This window comes from Caballeronia sp. INML1, from assembly GCF_023631085.1.
GTDB classification, from domain to species: domain Bacteria; phylum Pseudomonadota; class Gammaproteobacteria; order Burkholderiales; family Burkholderiaceae; genus Caballeronia; species Caballeronia turbans.
Window position 1 is genome coordinate 44,147 of sequence record NZ_JALQDT010000015.1, and the last position, 14,399, is coordinate 58,545.

Consider the following 14,399-nt stretch of genomic DNA (forward strand, 5'->3'; position numbering starts at 1 on the left):
TGCGCTCAGAGCCTGTCATTGCGGAACCGCATCGCCGTGCCCTCGCGCGTAATGCGCGTCCAGATCGCGCGTTTCTCCTCGTCGGTGAGGAAGACCCAGTTGGACACCTCGCCCGCGGTGCGGCCGCAGCCTTTGCAGACGTCGTCGAAAAGCGTGGAGCACACGCCGATACAGGGGCTGTCGGGCAGGTCGTGAAGATTCGAAGACATTGGGCTAACTCGTGAGCGCGCTATCGCCGGGAAAAGAGGGCGGCAACGCGGCGTTCAGATTCGTAAAAAAACTCAGCGCGCGATACTGTAGCCTATCCGCGCGATCCAGTGATGTCGCTGGTTGTAATCGAGGATGTCCTCGCCGTATCCGTTGAAGTAGCTCACGAACAGATAGCCGCCCCATGCGCTGCCGATCAGCTTCGCGAGCGGGTACGTGAGCTGGGAGTCGATGCTGCCGTACCAGTGCTTCGTGCCTTTGCGCAGTGTCGTCGCGAGCTGCCAGCCGTCGGGGCTGCCGTATTTCACGAGAAAATCCACATAGCCGCGGTAATCCGCGATGTCCTCGTTGCCCGACTTCGACAGGTAGTAATAGAACTTCGGCGAAAGCGTCAGGTGATTGCCGTTCAGGTCGCCGAAATCCCAGGTGGGACGCACGAAGGCAATGTTGATCGAGCGCGAATCGTCGCCGCTCCTTCCATTCGATTCATGTCCGAAGCCCGCTTCCATGCCCATACGCGTGAAGAGCGGACTCTTCCAGCCGGTGTCCTGCACGTAGTAGAACAATTGCGGCTGAAAACTGATGTCGCGGAACGGCACGGACTCGGCCGAGAGATTCCATATCGCCGTCTGCGTGTAGCCGAAGTAGAGGTTGTCCAGCAAGCCTCGTGAGCGCGGATCGTCGGGGAGATGCAGGCGATATTTGAAGCTGAACTGGAATTTCGCGAGGTTGTCGCCGTTCTTGCCGTCCGCGAAGTAAACCGGTTCGAAGGTCGAGAAGCGGCCGGAGAGCATCGTGTCGCCGGTGCTCGTCGGCACGGCTGCGGTGTTCGCGGCGGCGCTTGCGCTCGCGAGCTGCTCGGGCGTCGTCGCCTGCGTTTCGCGGCGCTCGGCGGCCGCGACCTGCGTCTGCGTCTCGCTCCGATTGATCGTGACGAGCATCGGCGACGCATCGAAGCCTACCGGATCGATCGTCACCGTGCCGCGCGCCGAATCCGGCCAGGGCGCGGAAAAGCGCACCCGGCGATATTGGCCGGGCGCGAGACGCAGACGATCCGGCACTGCGGAATCGCGCTCGAGCGTGAGCGGCGCGGGCGGCAGATCGCCGTTCGTCAGGCTCACGGTCAATTGCCTGGGCACGTCGACGGTGAGCGGCTTCGCGTCATCGTCGGTGTAGAGAAGGGTCAATTCGAGCGGCTGTGAGGCGGCCGCTTCGCGCGCAGGCTGAAGGACCGCGACGGTCGCGTGAGCCGCCTCGTTTGCACCGAGGGTCGCGAAAACAAGCGCGAGCGTGCGCGCGTGGCCGGCAAAGCGATGGAAATGTTGCAGCGAAATCGATCGAGGGCCTTGAGCCATATGGTTCGTGTCCTGTCTGGGGCGGAGGCGGGCGTCCGAACGGTCTGACAACGCGGGGCGCGTCGCGATCCCGAAAATTCGGCACGACATCAGCGACTCAGCCCACCGACACCGCCTGCCAAAGCATCGCGCCGTTCAACGCGACGATCACGCCCGCGCACGCCCACGCGAGCGCGAGCGGCACGCGCGCGACGCGCCAGCGACCCATCAGGCCGGCGTCGGAGGCGAAGCGCACGAGCGGAATCACCGCAAGCGGCAACTGCAGGCTCAGCACGACCTGCGTCGCGACGAGCAGCGCGTTCGAGCCGTGCTGCCCGAAGCTCGCGACCGCGACGAGCGCCGGGCCGATCGCAAGGCCGCGCGTCAGGAGCGCCCGGGCCCAGGGCGCCATCTTCAGCCGCAGGAAGCCCTCCATCACCACCTGGCCGGCGAGCGTGCCGGTCACGGTCGCGTTCAGGCCGCAGGCGAGCAGCGCGGCGGCGAACACGACGCCCGCCCAATGACTGCCGACGAGCGGCTCGATGAGCCGGTGCGCATCGGCGAGATCGTCGACGTTCGTATGGCCGGTCGCATGGAACACCGCGGCCGCGACTACCAGCAGCGATGCGTTGACGACGAACGCGAGCCCGAGCGAGCCGAACGTGTCGATATTCACGCCGCGAAGCGCGCGCCCGATCGTCGCGTCGTCGCGGGCGCCCGCGTGTTCCTTGACGAGCGCCGAGTGCAGATAAAGGTTGTGCGGCATGACCGTCGCGCCGAGCACGCCCGCCGCGAGCCAGAGCATGCCGGCATCGCGCAGCAACGCGGGCGACGGCGCCAGCCCGCGCATTGCGTCGCCCCAGACCGGATGCGCGAGGGCGAGTTCCACCACGAAGCAGAAGCTCACGAAGAAGATGAGCACCGCCACGGCGCGCTGCAGCGGACGCCTGCCGCGGCTTTGCAGCGCGAGCATCGTAAAAGTCGCGACTGCCGAGATCAGCACGCCCACCGTGAGCGAGAGGCCGAAGAGCATCTGCAGGGCCACCGCGCTGCCGACGACCTCCGCGACGTCGCACGCGATGATCGCAATTTCGCACGCAATCCACAGCACGAGCGTCGTGCGCCGGCCGAAGCGCTCGCGGCAGAGTTGCGCGAGATCGCGCCCGGTCACGACACCCACGCGCGACGCGATCCATTGCAGCAGCATGCCCATCAGGCTCGCGAGCAGCACGACGAAGAGCAGCGAGTAACCGTAGCGCGCACCGCTCGCGAGCGCCGTCGCCCAGTTGCCGGGATCCATATACCCTACGGCGACGAGTGCGCCCGCGCCCGCGAACGAATACCAGCGGCCGCGCGGGCGCGCGGCACGCTGCCGGCGCTCGCGGCTTGCCGCGGGCGACTGCGCGTCGGATTGCGCGGCTGAAAGCTCGGCGAGCGCGGGGGGATTCGTGTTCATGCGGGAACTTGCCTCGAATTGCGAGGCAACGTGGCGCCAACTCAGTCGTGCGCACGCGTTGCCGGTTCAGAAGACGCCGCATTTCGCGGCGCACGTCGAACTGGCTCGCAACAACTGTTCCGCTGGCTGTTCGTCAGGCGCGGGCGCCCATTCGGCGGACGCCGAAGGCCGAGCACGAATAATGACATTGCATCGGGCTTACGCTCACGCGTCCCCTTTTGACGAGCGTGGTCTTATCGGGTGCCCCCGGGGGCCGAATAGGGGCTAAAATGCGCGCTCTTTCCTGCCGGCCGCGCGTGGCGCGAGGCCGTCGAGAAGCCCGCCTGGCAAGACTGTGGCCCCGCCGCGCAAGGGCGTGTACATTTTGCGCGACACGCGACTTTTTATTTTTTGTCGGACATGCGTTTAATGGTAGTTTTCGGGGTTTTAAGGGAGTCGCGGACCAGTTCGGGCGATGCAACCATGCGCCGGGTCGGCGCGGCGCGACACCGTGACAAGTCGGAACAAGGGAGAATCGAAATGAACCAGAAACTGGCGGGCCGCACGGCCAAGCTGGCGGGCGCACTGGCATGCGCCGCGATGCTGACTCCGCTCGCAGCTCTTGCGAAGGACACGCAGTTGAATGTGTACAACTGGTCGGACTATATCGCGAAGGACACGATTCCCAACTTCACCAAGCAGACCGGCATCAAGGTGAAGTACGACAACTACGACAGCGACGACACGCTGCAGGCAAAGCTTCTCACCGGCCGTTCCGGCTATGACATCGTCGTGCCGACGAGCAATTACGCGGGCAAGCAGATCGCCGCGAATATCTTCATGCCGCTCGACAAGTCGAAGCTGCCCAACCTCAAGTATCTCGATCCCGAGCTGATGAAGCTCGTCGAGGGCGCGGATCCGGGCAACAAGTACGTGGTGCCCTGGGCCTACGGCACGACCGGCCTCGGCTACAACGTCGACAAGGCCAAACAGATCCTCGGCCCGAGCGTCGAACTGAACAATTGGGACATCCTCTTCAAGCCCGAGAACATCTCGAAGCTGAAGGCGTGCGGCGTCTCGGTGCTCGACGCGCCGGATCAGATGTTCGCGGCCGCGCTGCATTACATCGGCAAGGACCCGATGAGCACGAATCCGGCTGATTATCGCGAAGCGCTCGCGATGATGAAGAAGATCCGCCCGTACATCACGCAGTTCAACTCGTCGGGCTACATCAACGACATGGTCGGCGGCGACATCTGCTTCACCTACGGCTGGTCGGGCGACGTCGTAATCGCGAAGCATCGCGCGGTCGAGGCGAAGAAGCCGTTCAAGATCGAGTACTACATTCCGAAGGGCGGCGCGCCCGTGTGGTTCGACGTGATGGCGATCCCGAAGGACGCGAAGAACAAGGACGCCGCGCACGAGTGGATCAACTACATCGAGACGCCGCAGGTTCATGCGGCGATCACGAACGCGGTCTACTACCCGAGCGCGAATCTGGAAGCGCGCAAGTATGTGGACAAGGACGTTGCGAACGATCCCGCCGTGTATCCGCCGCAGGACGTCATCAAGACGCTGTTCCTGCTGAAGCCGCTGCCGCCTGAAATCCAGCGCCTGCAGACGCGGCTCTGGACGGAATTCAAGTCCGGCCGATGAATCCCAAAAGCCGGTTATTCTTCTGAAACGACGAAGCCCCTGGACCTCCGGGGGCTTTGTTCGTGATCGCATCGCACGTCGGGCGAGTCACGAAAAGACGCATGGAAGCAAGGAGTCGAACAGGCAATCATGAGTGAGCAGTCGAGCGCGTTGAAGGCAGCGCCTAATGCCGGCCGGCGCGAGCCGGGCATATCTCCATCGGCCCGGAACATGGACGACAACTTCGTGCAGATCGTCAACGTCGTGAAGAAATTCGGCGAGACGACGGCCGTGCGGGGCGTCAACCTGTCGGTGAGGAAGGGCGAGCTGTTCGCGCTGCTCGGCAGTTCCGGCTGCGGCAAGTCGACGCTTTTGCGCATGCTCGCCGGGCTCGAATCCGTAACGGAAGGGCAGATCCTGATCGACGGCGAAGACCTCGCGAAGATGCCGCCGTACAACCGGCCGGTGAACATGATGTTCCAGTCCTACGCGCTCTTTCCGCACATGAGCGTGGAGTCGAATGTCGCGTTCGGGCTGAAGCAGGAAGGCGTCAAGGGCGGCGAGCTGAAGGATCGCGTGAACAACGCGCTGGAGCTCGTGCAGATGGCGAAGTTCGCCAAACGCAAGCCGCATCAGTTGTCGGGCGGTCAGCAGCAGCGTGTCGCGCTCGCGCGCAGCCTCGTGAAGCGCCCGAAGCTTCTGTTACTCGACGAGCCGATGTCCGCGCTCGACAAGCAGATCCGCCAGCGCACGCAGATCGAGCTCGTCAACATTCTCGATCAGGTCGGCGTCACCTGCATCATGGTGACGCACGATCAGGAAGAGGCGATGACGATGGCCAATCGCCTCGCCGTGATGAGCGAAGGGCAGATCGTTCAGCTCGGCACGCCGCACGAGGTCTACGAATACCCGAACACGCGCTTCTCGGCGCAGTTCATCGGCTCGACCAATCTCTTCGATGGCAATGTCGTGGAAGACGAGCCGGATCACGTCTTCGTCGAATCGCAAGACTTGCCCGTGCGACTTTATGTGAGCCACGGCATCACCGGCCCGCTCGGCATGCCGGTGACGATCTCCGTGCGCCCGGAGCGCATCGCGCTCACGCGCAAGCCGCCCGAAGGCGCGTACAACTGGGGCCGCGGCAGGGTGACGAACATCGCGTACATGGGCGGCTACACGCTGTATCACGTGACGCTCGATTCGGGCAAGGTCGTGGTTGCGAACCTGTCGAGTCTCGCGATCGGCGAGATCGAATCGCCGACCTTCGACGACGAAGTCTACGTGCGCTGGAGCGCGTCCGCGGGCGTGGTGCTGACCTCATGATGAAGCTGCTCAACCGCTTGGGCGTGTCAGGGCGCACGCTCGTCATCGGCGGGCCGTACCTGTGGCTCCTGCTGCTGTTCTTCGTGCCGTTCCTGCTCGTCGTGAAGATCAGCTTCGCGGACAGCCAGCTCGGCATTCCGCCGTACACGGATCTCGTGTCGATGGAAGAAGGCGTGATGCATATCGCGCTCGACTTCGCGCACTACGCATTTCTGATCAAGGACAGCCTGTACTTCGCGACCTACATGAACTCGCTGCTGGTCGCGGCGGTGTCGACGCTGCTGTGCCTCCTGATCGGCTATCCGATGGCGTATTACATCGCGCGTTCGAATCCGTCCACGCGCAACATTCTGATGATGGCGGTCATGCTGCCGTTCTGGACGTCGTTTCTGATCCGCGTCTATGCATGGATCGGCATCCTCAAGAACAACGGCCTGCTCAACAATTTCCTGATGTCGATCGGCCTGCTGCATTCGCCGATCGAGCTGTATCACACGAATATCGCGGTGTATATCGGCATGGTGTATTCGTATCTGCCGTTTCTCGTGATGCCGCTCTACGCGCATCTCGTGAAGATGGACCTGACCTTGCTCGAAGCGGCCTACGATCTCGGCGCGAAGCCGTGGAAGGCGTTCGTGCAGATCACATTGCCGTTGTCGAAGAACGGCATCATCGCGGGCTGTCTGCTCGTGTTCATTCCGGCGGTGGGCGAGTACGTGATTCCTGAATTGCTCGGCGGCGCTGACACGCTGATGATCGGCCGCGTCATGTGGAACGAGTTCTTCAACAACGCCGACTGGCCGATGGCGTCCGCCGTCACCTGCGCGATGGTCCTGCTGCTGCTCGTGCCGATGGCGCTCTTCCAGCACTTCCAGGCGAAACAACTGGAGCAGAAGCGATGATCAAGCCCAGCCGTCCGTTGCAAATCACCGCGCTCGGCCTCGGGTTTGCGTTTCTGTATATCCCGATCCTGAGTCTCATCGTCTATTCGTTCAACGACTCACCGCTCGTCACGGTGTGGACGGAGCCGTCGCTCAAGTGGTATCGCGCGCTCATCACGGATGACGAACTGATCAACGCCGCGTGGCTGTCGTTGCGCATCGCGTTCCTGACGGCGTGCGCGTCGGTCGTGATCGGAACGTGGGCGGGTTTCGTGCTGGCGCGCATGGGACGCTTCAAGGGCTTCACGCTCTACGCGGGCATGATCAACGCGCCGCTCGTGATCCCCGAAGTCATTCAGGGCATTTCGCTGCTGCTGCTGTTCGTCGAAATGGCGAAGCTCATTGGCTGGCCCGATCGAGGCTTCTTCACGATCTGGATCGGGCACGTGATGCTGTGCATCTCGTATGTCGCGATCATCGTGGAATCGCGCGTGCGGGAGTTGAATCCGTCGCTGGAGGAGGCCGCGCTCGATCTCGGCGCGACGCCGCTGCGCGTATTCTTCGCGATCACGCTGCCGCTGATTTCTCAGGCGCTCGTCGCAGGCTGGCTCCTCTCGTTCACGCTGTCGATCGACGATCTCGTGCTGTCGGCGTTTCTCTCCGGGCCAGGATCGACTACGCTGCCGCTCGTCGTGTTTTCGCGTGTGCGCCTGGGCCTGAATCCCGAAATGAACGCGCTCGCGACCTTGTTCATCGCGCTCGTGACGATCGGTGTGATCGGGGCGAATGCCTTCATGCAGCGCAGTGAGCGCAGAAGGCTCGCGGGCGTTCTGTAGCGCCGGACGCCCACGAATGGAATCGCGGCCCCTGCATGGGGCCGCGTGCATTTTCAGGCGTTCGCCAGATGCTTCGCGAAGGTCGCCGGATCGGTATTGGTGCCACACAACAGCACACCGACGCGCTTGCCTTGCAGACGTTCGCGCAACGGGCCGAGCAGGGCGGCCGTGGCAGCCGCGCACGCCGGTTCGACCGCGAGCTTGAGCTCGCTGAAAAGCTGCAGCATGCCATGCCGCAACTCGTTGTCCGACACGGTCACGATGTCATCGATATGCCGCCGGCACAACTCATAGCTGTACTGCTCGGTGTGCGGGGCCATCAGAGAGTCGGCGATGCCGTGCATCGCGCCCATCTTGATCGTGTGATTGGCTTCGAAACTGCGCTTCATTGCGTCCGATCCTTCCGGCTCCACGCCGTACACGTGTAACGACGGATTCGCGAGACGCATCGCCGTGGATACGCCCGCAGCCAGGCCGCCCCCGCCGATCGGCAGGATCACCGCGTCGAGATCGGGTGCTTGCGAGGTCCACTCATAGCCGAGCGTCGCCGTGCCGAGCACCGTACGGTAGCCGTTGAACGGATGGATGAAGACACGTCCTTCTTCCGCTTCCACTCGCCGCACGACATCGAATGCTTCGGCGACGTTTTCCGCGAACACGACCTCCGCGCCGAAGCGCCGGCACAGCGCGACACGCGCCGGACTCGCGCTCTTGATGATGACGACCTTCGCGCCCACGTCCATGCGCTGCGCCGCGTAAGCCACCGCCACCGCGTGATTGCCCGCCGACACGCAGGTGACGCCCGCCGAGCGTTCGCTGTCCGAGAGCGCGAGGATGTTCGAGAACGCGCCGCGCGCCTTGAACGTACCGCTCGCCTGCAGCAGTTCGAACTTGAACGTGATCGGCGTGCCTTCGAGCGTCGGAAAATCGTGACGCTCGAAAGTCGGCGTGCGCGCGACCCAGGGCGTGAGCGCCATGTGCTGCTCGGCGATTTCGTCGAGCGTCGGAATCGGCGTGCCGTCGATCGTGTTGTCGGAATGCTGCGTGGCAGTGGACATGGCTTTTTGTTATGAAAAGGTCAGCGAGCCTGCGCTTCGACGGACATGCTGTGAATGAACTTGCCCAGGAACGCTTCGCACTGGACGAGCTGTTCGAGCGACACATACTCGTTTGCCTTGTGCGCCTGCTCGATATTGCCCGGGCCGCACACGATGCTAGGCACGCCCGCGTTGGCGAACAGGCCCGCTTCGGTGCCGTAGGCAACCTTGTGCTTCTCCTGATTTTGCGTGAGCGCGCGCACGAGCTGCGTGATCGCGGCCTGTTCGGTGGCGTCGAGCCCCGGTGCGGACGCGAGCTTCGTGAATTCGATGGCCGCGTTGCCGTGCTCCTTCAGCATCTTCGGCAGCAGCGTCTCGTGCGCGTACGACTCGATGCGCCTGAAAATCGCGTCCGGATCGATAGTCGGCAGATTGCGGAACTCGAACTCGAAGTTGCATTCGGCGGGCACGGTGTTGATCGCGTTGCCGCCCTTGATCGTACTCGTCTGGCCGGTGGTGAAGGGCACGTCGTAAAGCTCGTCGAACGGACCTTTCGCGCGGAACTCGTCGACGAGATCGCGGATGTGACAGATGAGCCGCGCCGCATATTCGATCGCGTTCAGCCCCTTCGGCGTGAGCGACGAGTGCGCCGCAAACCCGCGCACGCAGCAGTGATACGTGTTGATGCCCTTATGCGCGATGATCGGGCGCATCGATGTCGGCTCGCCGACGATGCAGCCATCCGGCTTCACGCCGCGTTTTTGCAGGTCCGCGATCATCAGCGGCGCGCCGGCGCAGCCGACTTCTTCGTCGTACGACAGCGCGAAGTGGATGGGTTTCGCGAGCTTCGTCGCCTGCATCTTCGGCAGCATAGCGAGCGCCGCGCCGATGAAGCCCTTCATGTCGCACGAGCCACGGCCGTAGAGCAGGCCATCGCGGACTTCGGGCTTGAACGGGTCGCTCTGCCAGTCCTGGCCATCGACCGGCACGACATCGGTGTGACCCGACAGCACGATCCCGCCGTTGGTCTCGCCATCGTGCGCCGGGACCGTGGCGAACAGGTTCGCCCACTGACCGCGCGGATCGTTGGTGACGGTCGCTTCGATGCCCGCGTGGCGCAACGCGTCGCGCACGGTTTCGATCAGGCCGAGATTCGGATTGCGGCTGACGGTATCGATCGAGACTAGGCGTTCGATCCACGCCAGGGAAATCGGCGTTTCGTTTTCGGACTGAACTTTGGGATGCGCCGCATCGGCGGTTTGTGACATTTTTTGACTCCAGCGAGGAGAGTTTGATCATAGCCCAAATTTAGGTGTTGGCCTGCACCTAAGGCTTTTGGGTCTTGGTTTCGAGCACTCATCACCGCGCGGCAACCGGCTGCCTCACCGGGCCGCCCAACGCCCGCAACGTCTCTTTCACCGTCGAAATCCGCACCGCGAGATCGGGGCTGCGCGACTCGATGCGCAGCTTGTCCTGCCCCGCGAGCTTGATGTGCTTGTGCTTCTGAACCATCTCGATGATCTTCATGCCATCGACGGGCGGGTTCGGGACGAACTGCAGCGAGATGGACTGCTCGGCCGCATCGATCTTCGTGATGCCGAGCGGCTTTGCGGCCAGTCGCAGCCGATGCGTCTCGACGAGCGCATGCGCTTGCGGCGGCAGCTTGCCGAAACGGTCGACGAGCTCTTCGAGAATGCCGTCGATGGCATCGCTCGATTCGCAGTTCGCGAGCCGCTTGTACAGCGACAGACGCTCCTGCACGTCGCCGCAGTAGTCGGCGGGCAGGATAGCGGGCGCGTGCAGATTGATTTCGGTCGTCGCGGCAAGCGGCGCGTTCAGATCCGGCTCGCGGCCTTCCTTCAGCGCGCGCACGGCGTCGTTCAGCATGTCGGTGTAAAGCTGGAATCCGATCTCGTGAATCTCGCCGGATTGCTTGTCGCCGAGCACCTCGCCGGTGCCCCGGATTTCGAGGTCGTGCATCGCGAGATAGAAGCCTGAGCCCAGTTCCTCCATCTGCTGGATCGCTTCGAGCCGGCGTTGCGCCTGCTTCGTCAGCGACTGCGTATCGTGGACGAGCAGATACGCATACGCCTGGTGATGCGAGCGCCCGACGCGGCCGCGCAACTGATGCAACTGCGCGAGCCCGAACTTGTCCGCGCGATGCATGAGGATCGTGTTCGCGCTAGGCACGTCGATGCCCGTTTCGATAATCGTCGTGCACAACAGCACGTTCGCGCGCTGGCCGACGAAATCGCGCATGACGCGTTCGAGCTCGCGTTCGTGCATCTGGCCGTGCGCCACCGCGATGCGCGCTTCGGGCACCAGCGCTTCGAGCATCGTGCGGCGATTCTCGATCGTTTCGACTTCGTTGTGCAGGAAGTACACCTGGCCGCCGCGCTTGAGCTCGCGCAACATCGCTTCGCGAATCACGCCGTCTTCCTCGCGCCGCACGAAGGTCTTGATCGCAAGGCGCTTCTGCGGCGCGGTCGCGATCACGGAGAAATCGCGCAGGCCTTCGAGCGCCATGCCGAGCGTGCGGGGAATCGGCGTCGCGGTGAGTGTGAGCACGTCGACTTCGGCGCGCAGCGCCTTCAACGCTTCCTTCTGCCGCACGCCGAACCGGTGTTCCTCGTCGATGATCACAAGCCCGAGGCGCTTGAACTTCACATCGCCCGACAAGAGCTTGTGCGTGCCGATGACGATATCGACCGAGCCTTCATTGATCTGCTGCACAGCCGTCGACACTTCCTTGCCGCTCTTGAAGCGCGACAGCTCCGCGATGCGCACGGGCCAGTCGGCGAAGCGGTCGGTGAAGGTCTGTGTGTGCTGTTCGGCGAGCAGGGTAGTGGGCGAAAGAATCGCGACCTGCTTGCCCGCCATGACGGCGATGAACGCGGCGCGCAGCGCGACTTCCGTCTTGCCGAAGCCGACGTCGCCGCATACGAGGCGGTCCATCGGTTTGCCGCTCGTCATGTCGCCGATCACCGCCGCGATCGCCGCCGCCTGATCCGGCGTTTCCTCGAAGCCGAAGCTTTCCGCGAACTTGGTGTAATCGCGCGGTTCGAGCTTGAACGCGTAGCCCTCGCGCGCGGCGCGGCGCGCGTAGAGGTTGAGGAGTTCCGCGGCAGTATCGCGGATCTGCTGTGCAGCCTTTCGCTTGGCCTTTTCCCACTGGCCCGAGCCGAGCGTGTGCAGCGGCGCGCTTTCCGGGTCCGCGCCGCTATAGCGCGAGATCACGTGCAACTGCGCAACCGGCACGTACAGCTTCGAGTCGTTCTGATACTCGAGATGCAGGAATTCGGTTTCGCCTTCGCCCAGATCCATCGACACGAGGCCCATGTAGCGGCCGATGCCGTGCTGCGCATGGACGACGGGATCGCCGACCTTCAGCTCGGCCAGATCGCGGACCATCGAATCGACGTTGCTCGCCTGCTCCTGGCGACGTCGTCCCGCGCGGCGTGCGAGCGGCCCGTACAGCTCCGTCTCGGTGATGATCGAGAGCTTCTCGAGCGGCAGCGCGAAACCGTTCGACAGAGGCGCGATGCCGAGCGTGAACTTGCCGTCGCTCGTGAGCCATTCCTGGAACGTGTCGCGCGACTCGCCGCGCAGGCCGTTATCCGCGAGCAATTGCTGCATCGTTTCGCGCCGTCCCGCCGATTCCGCGACGAGCATCACGCGGTTCTCGGTTTGCTCCAGATAATGGCGCAGCGCGAGCAGGGGTTCGTCGGCGTGACGATCGATGGCGAGCCCCGGCAGCGGCACCGCCCAGCCGCCTTCCGGCGTGCTCGGGAATTTCAGCTGCGCGAACGGTTTTGCGAACGTGAAGAAATCGTCGTCGGTCAGAAAGAGCCGGCGCGGTTCGAGCAAAGGCCGTTCGCGGTCGTGCCGGAGAAAGTCGTAGCGCTGCTTCGTGTCGTTCGTGAAGCGTTTGATCGCCGCGTCCATGTCGCCGACGAACGCGAGCTGCGACCCTTCCGGCAGATAGTGGAAGAGCGTCGCGGTTTCGTCGAAGAAGAGCGGCAGATAGTATTCGATGCCCGCCGACGGCACGCCGTTGCCGATGTCCTTGTAGATCTGCGAGCGGCTCGGATCGCCCTCGAAGACTTCGCGCCAGCGGCTGCGAAACGCGGTGCGCGCGGCTTCGTCGAACGGAAACTCGCGGCCCGGCAGCAGGCGCACGTCGCGCACGGGGTAGAGGCTGCGCTGCGTGTCGGGATCGAACGCGCGGATGGAGTCGACCTGATCGTCGAACAAGTCGATGCGATAGGGCAGCGCCGAGCCCATCGGATACAGATCGATGAGCGAGCCGCGCACGCAGTATTCGCCCGGCCGCACGACCTGGCTCACGTGCTCGTAGCCGGCGAGCGTCAATTGCGCCTTGAGCTTCGCCTCGTTCAGGCGCTCGCCCTGTGTGAACGAAAACGTGTAGGCCGCGAGAAACGACGCGGGCGGCATGCGATAGAGCGCCGTCGTCGCGGGCACGATGAGGATGTCGCAGCGGCCTTCGCCCAGATCGTGCAGCGTCGCGAGACGCTCGGACACGAGATCCTGGTGCGGCGAGAAGGTGTCGTACGGCAGCGTTTCCCAGTCGGGCAGCAGCCGCACGCGCGCGTCCGGCGCGAAGAAGGGAATTTCAGCGGCGAGACGCTGCGCATCGACGGCGCCTGCGGTCACGACCGTCAAAAGCGGCACCTTCTCGCGATACGCGGCGTGATAGCGAGCGATGGCGAGCGCATCGGCGGAGCCGGAGGCGCCGTCGAAGACGAAGCGCTGGCCCGGCTTTACGAGCGCGATGGGAGAACTGGACTGCGCGTTGACGGCTTTGGAAGGCATAGAGTGTGCGTGGAGCCGTCCGGCGAACGCGGGTTCGGGAGTCGAACCGACGTGTGCGGGACGTGGTCGCGAAGGACCTATTATAAAATCCGGGCTTCAACTTTGACTTGCCCACATTATTCGCCCGTGACTTCGCGCCTGTTCTCACTGATTCCCTGCGCCGGAACCGGCAGCCGATCCGGCGCGCCGATGCCGAAGCAATACCAGACTGTCGCGGGCCGCCCGATGCTCGCGTATTCGCTCGCAGCGTTCGACGCGTGCTCCGAATTCTCGCAGACACTCGTCGTGCTCGCACCGGACGACAACCATTTCGACGCCCGCCGCTTCGCCGGACTGCGTTTCGCGGTGGAGCGCTGCGGCGGCGCCTCGCGGCAGGCGTCGGTGTACAACGGGCTCATCGCGCTCGCCAAATTCGGCGCGCGCGAGGACGACTGGGTTCTCGTGCACGACGCTGCGCGCCCCGGCATCACGCCGGAGCTGATTCGCAAACTTGTCGCGGAACTGCGCGATGATACGGTCGGCGGTATTCTCGCCCTGCCGCTCGCGGATACGTTGAAGCGCGTCGCACCGAACATGCCCGATGTGCCGTCCGCTGCCGGCGAAAGCGAAGCGCGCATCGCGCGCACGGAATCGCGCGACGGACTGTGGCAGGCGCAGACGCCGCAGATGTTCCGGCTCGGCATGTTGCGCGAAGCGATCGAACGTGCGCGCCACGACGGGCACGACCTGACGGACGAAGCGAGTGCCGTCGAATGGCTCGGGCATTCGCCGAAGCTGGTTCAGGGCAGCCTGCGCAACTTCAAGGTGACTTATCCGGAAGATTTCGCGCTCGCGGGCGCGTTCCTTTCCGCGAACGCCTGACTCACACTCAACCAAGG

11 protein-coding genes are annotated in these 14,399 nt (G+C 63.9%); 5 read left to right on the forward strand and 6 right to left on the reverse strand.

The window, feature by feature from the left end:
* Nucleotides 1–5 precede the first annotated feature (5 nt).
* From NCR38_RS06305 to NCR38_RS06315, 3 genes are all read right to left on the reverse strand, one after another.
* A complete protein-coding gene (locus tag NCR38_RS06305) occupies nt 6–209 on the reverse strand; it encodes a DUF1289 domain-containing protein (RefSeq protein ID WP_061117394.1) in 204 nt (67 codons plus the stop codon).
* 72 nt (nt 210–281) lie between these two features.
* On the reverse strand, nt 282–1,562 hold the full coding sequence (locus NCR38_RS06310) for a phospholipase A (RefSeq protein ID WP_250476605.1): 1,281 nt from the start codon (nt 1,560–1,562) through the stop codon (nt 282–284).
* Nucleotides 1,563–1,659: 97 nt separating this feature from the next.
* Nucleotides 1,660–2,997, reverse strand: coding sequence for an Nramp family divalent metal transporter (locus NCR38_RS06315; RefSeq protein WP_250476606.1), 1,338 nt, complete (start codon nt 2,995–2,997; stop codon nt 1,660–1,662).
* A 519-nt stretch (nt 2,998–3,516) separates the two neighbouring features.
* Here NCR38_RS06315 and NCR38_RS06320 point away from each other — a divergent pair.
* From NCR38_RS06320 to NCR38_RS06335, 4 genes are all read left to right on the forward strand, one after another.
* Nucleotides 3,517–4,632 (forward strand): polyamine ABC transporter substrate-binding protein, encoded by a 1,116-nt coding sequence (locus NCR38_RS06320; RefSeq protein ID WP_061117391.1) that lies wholly within the window; start codon nt 3,517–3,519, stop codon nt 4,630–4,632.
* Nucleotides 4,633–4,761: 129 nt separating this feature from the next.
* Entirely contained in the window at nt 4,762–5,934 is a 1,173-nt protein-coding gene (locus NCR38_RS06325) for an ABC transporter ATP-binding protein (RefSeq protein ID WP_061117390.1), read from the forward strand.
* Entirely contained in the window at nt 5,931–6,836 is a 906-nt protein-coding gene (locus NCR38_RS06330) for an ABC transporter permease subunit (RefSeq protein ID WP_061117389.1), read from the forward strand. Before NCR38_RS06325 ends, NCR38_RS06330 begins: the two co-directional genes overlap by 4 nt.
* Complete coding sequence (locus NCR38_RS06335) at nt 6,836–7,651, forward strand: ABC transporter permease subunit (protein WP_061117615.1); 816 nt, start codon at nt 6,836–6,838, stop codon at nt 7,649–7,651. Before NCR38_RS06330 ends, NCR38_RS06335 begins: the two co-directional genes overlap by 1 nt.
* Before the next feature lie 53 nt (nt 7,652–7,704).
* Here the strand turns inward: NCR38_RS06335 and NCR38_RS06340 are convergent, their stop codons facing one another.
* The 3 genes from NCR38_RS06340 to mfd form a co-directional block, all read right to left on the reverse strand.
* Nucleotides 7,705–8,709: a threonine/serine dehydratase gene (locus NCR38_RS06340; protein ID WP_061117388.1), complete on the reverse strand. Its 1,005-nt coding sequence runs from the start codon at nt 8,707–8,709 to the stop codon at nt 7,705–7,707.
* A gap of 20 nt (nt 8,710–8,729) precedes the next feature.
* Entirely contained in the window at nt 8,730–9,956 is a 1,227-nt protein-coding gene (gene argE, locus NCR38_RS06345; RefSeq protein WP_250476607.1) for an acetylornithine deacetylase, read from the reverse strand.
* A 91-nt stretch (nt 9,957–10,047) separates the two neighbouring features.
* Complete coding sequence (gene mfd / locus NCR38_RS06350; protein ID WP_061117386.1) at nt 10,048–13,521, reverse strand: transcription-repair coupling factor; 3,474 nt, start codon at nt 13,519–13,521, stop codon at nt 10,048–10,050.
* 126 nt (nt 13,522–13,647) lie between these two features.
* Here mfd and ispD point away from each other — a divergent pair, with 126 nt between their 5' ends.
* Nucleotides 13,648–14,382 carry a 2-C-methyl-D-erythritol 4-phosphate cytidylyltransferase gene (gene ispD, locus NCR38_RS06355; protein WP_061117385.1) on the forward strand — a complete coding sequence of 245 codons (735 nt, stop codon included), beginning with the start codon at nt 13,648–13,650 and terminating at the stop codon, nt 14,380–14,382.
* The last annotated feature ends 17 nt before the right edge of the window (nt 14,383–14,399 follow it).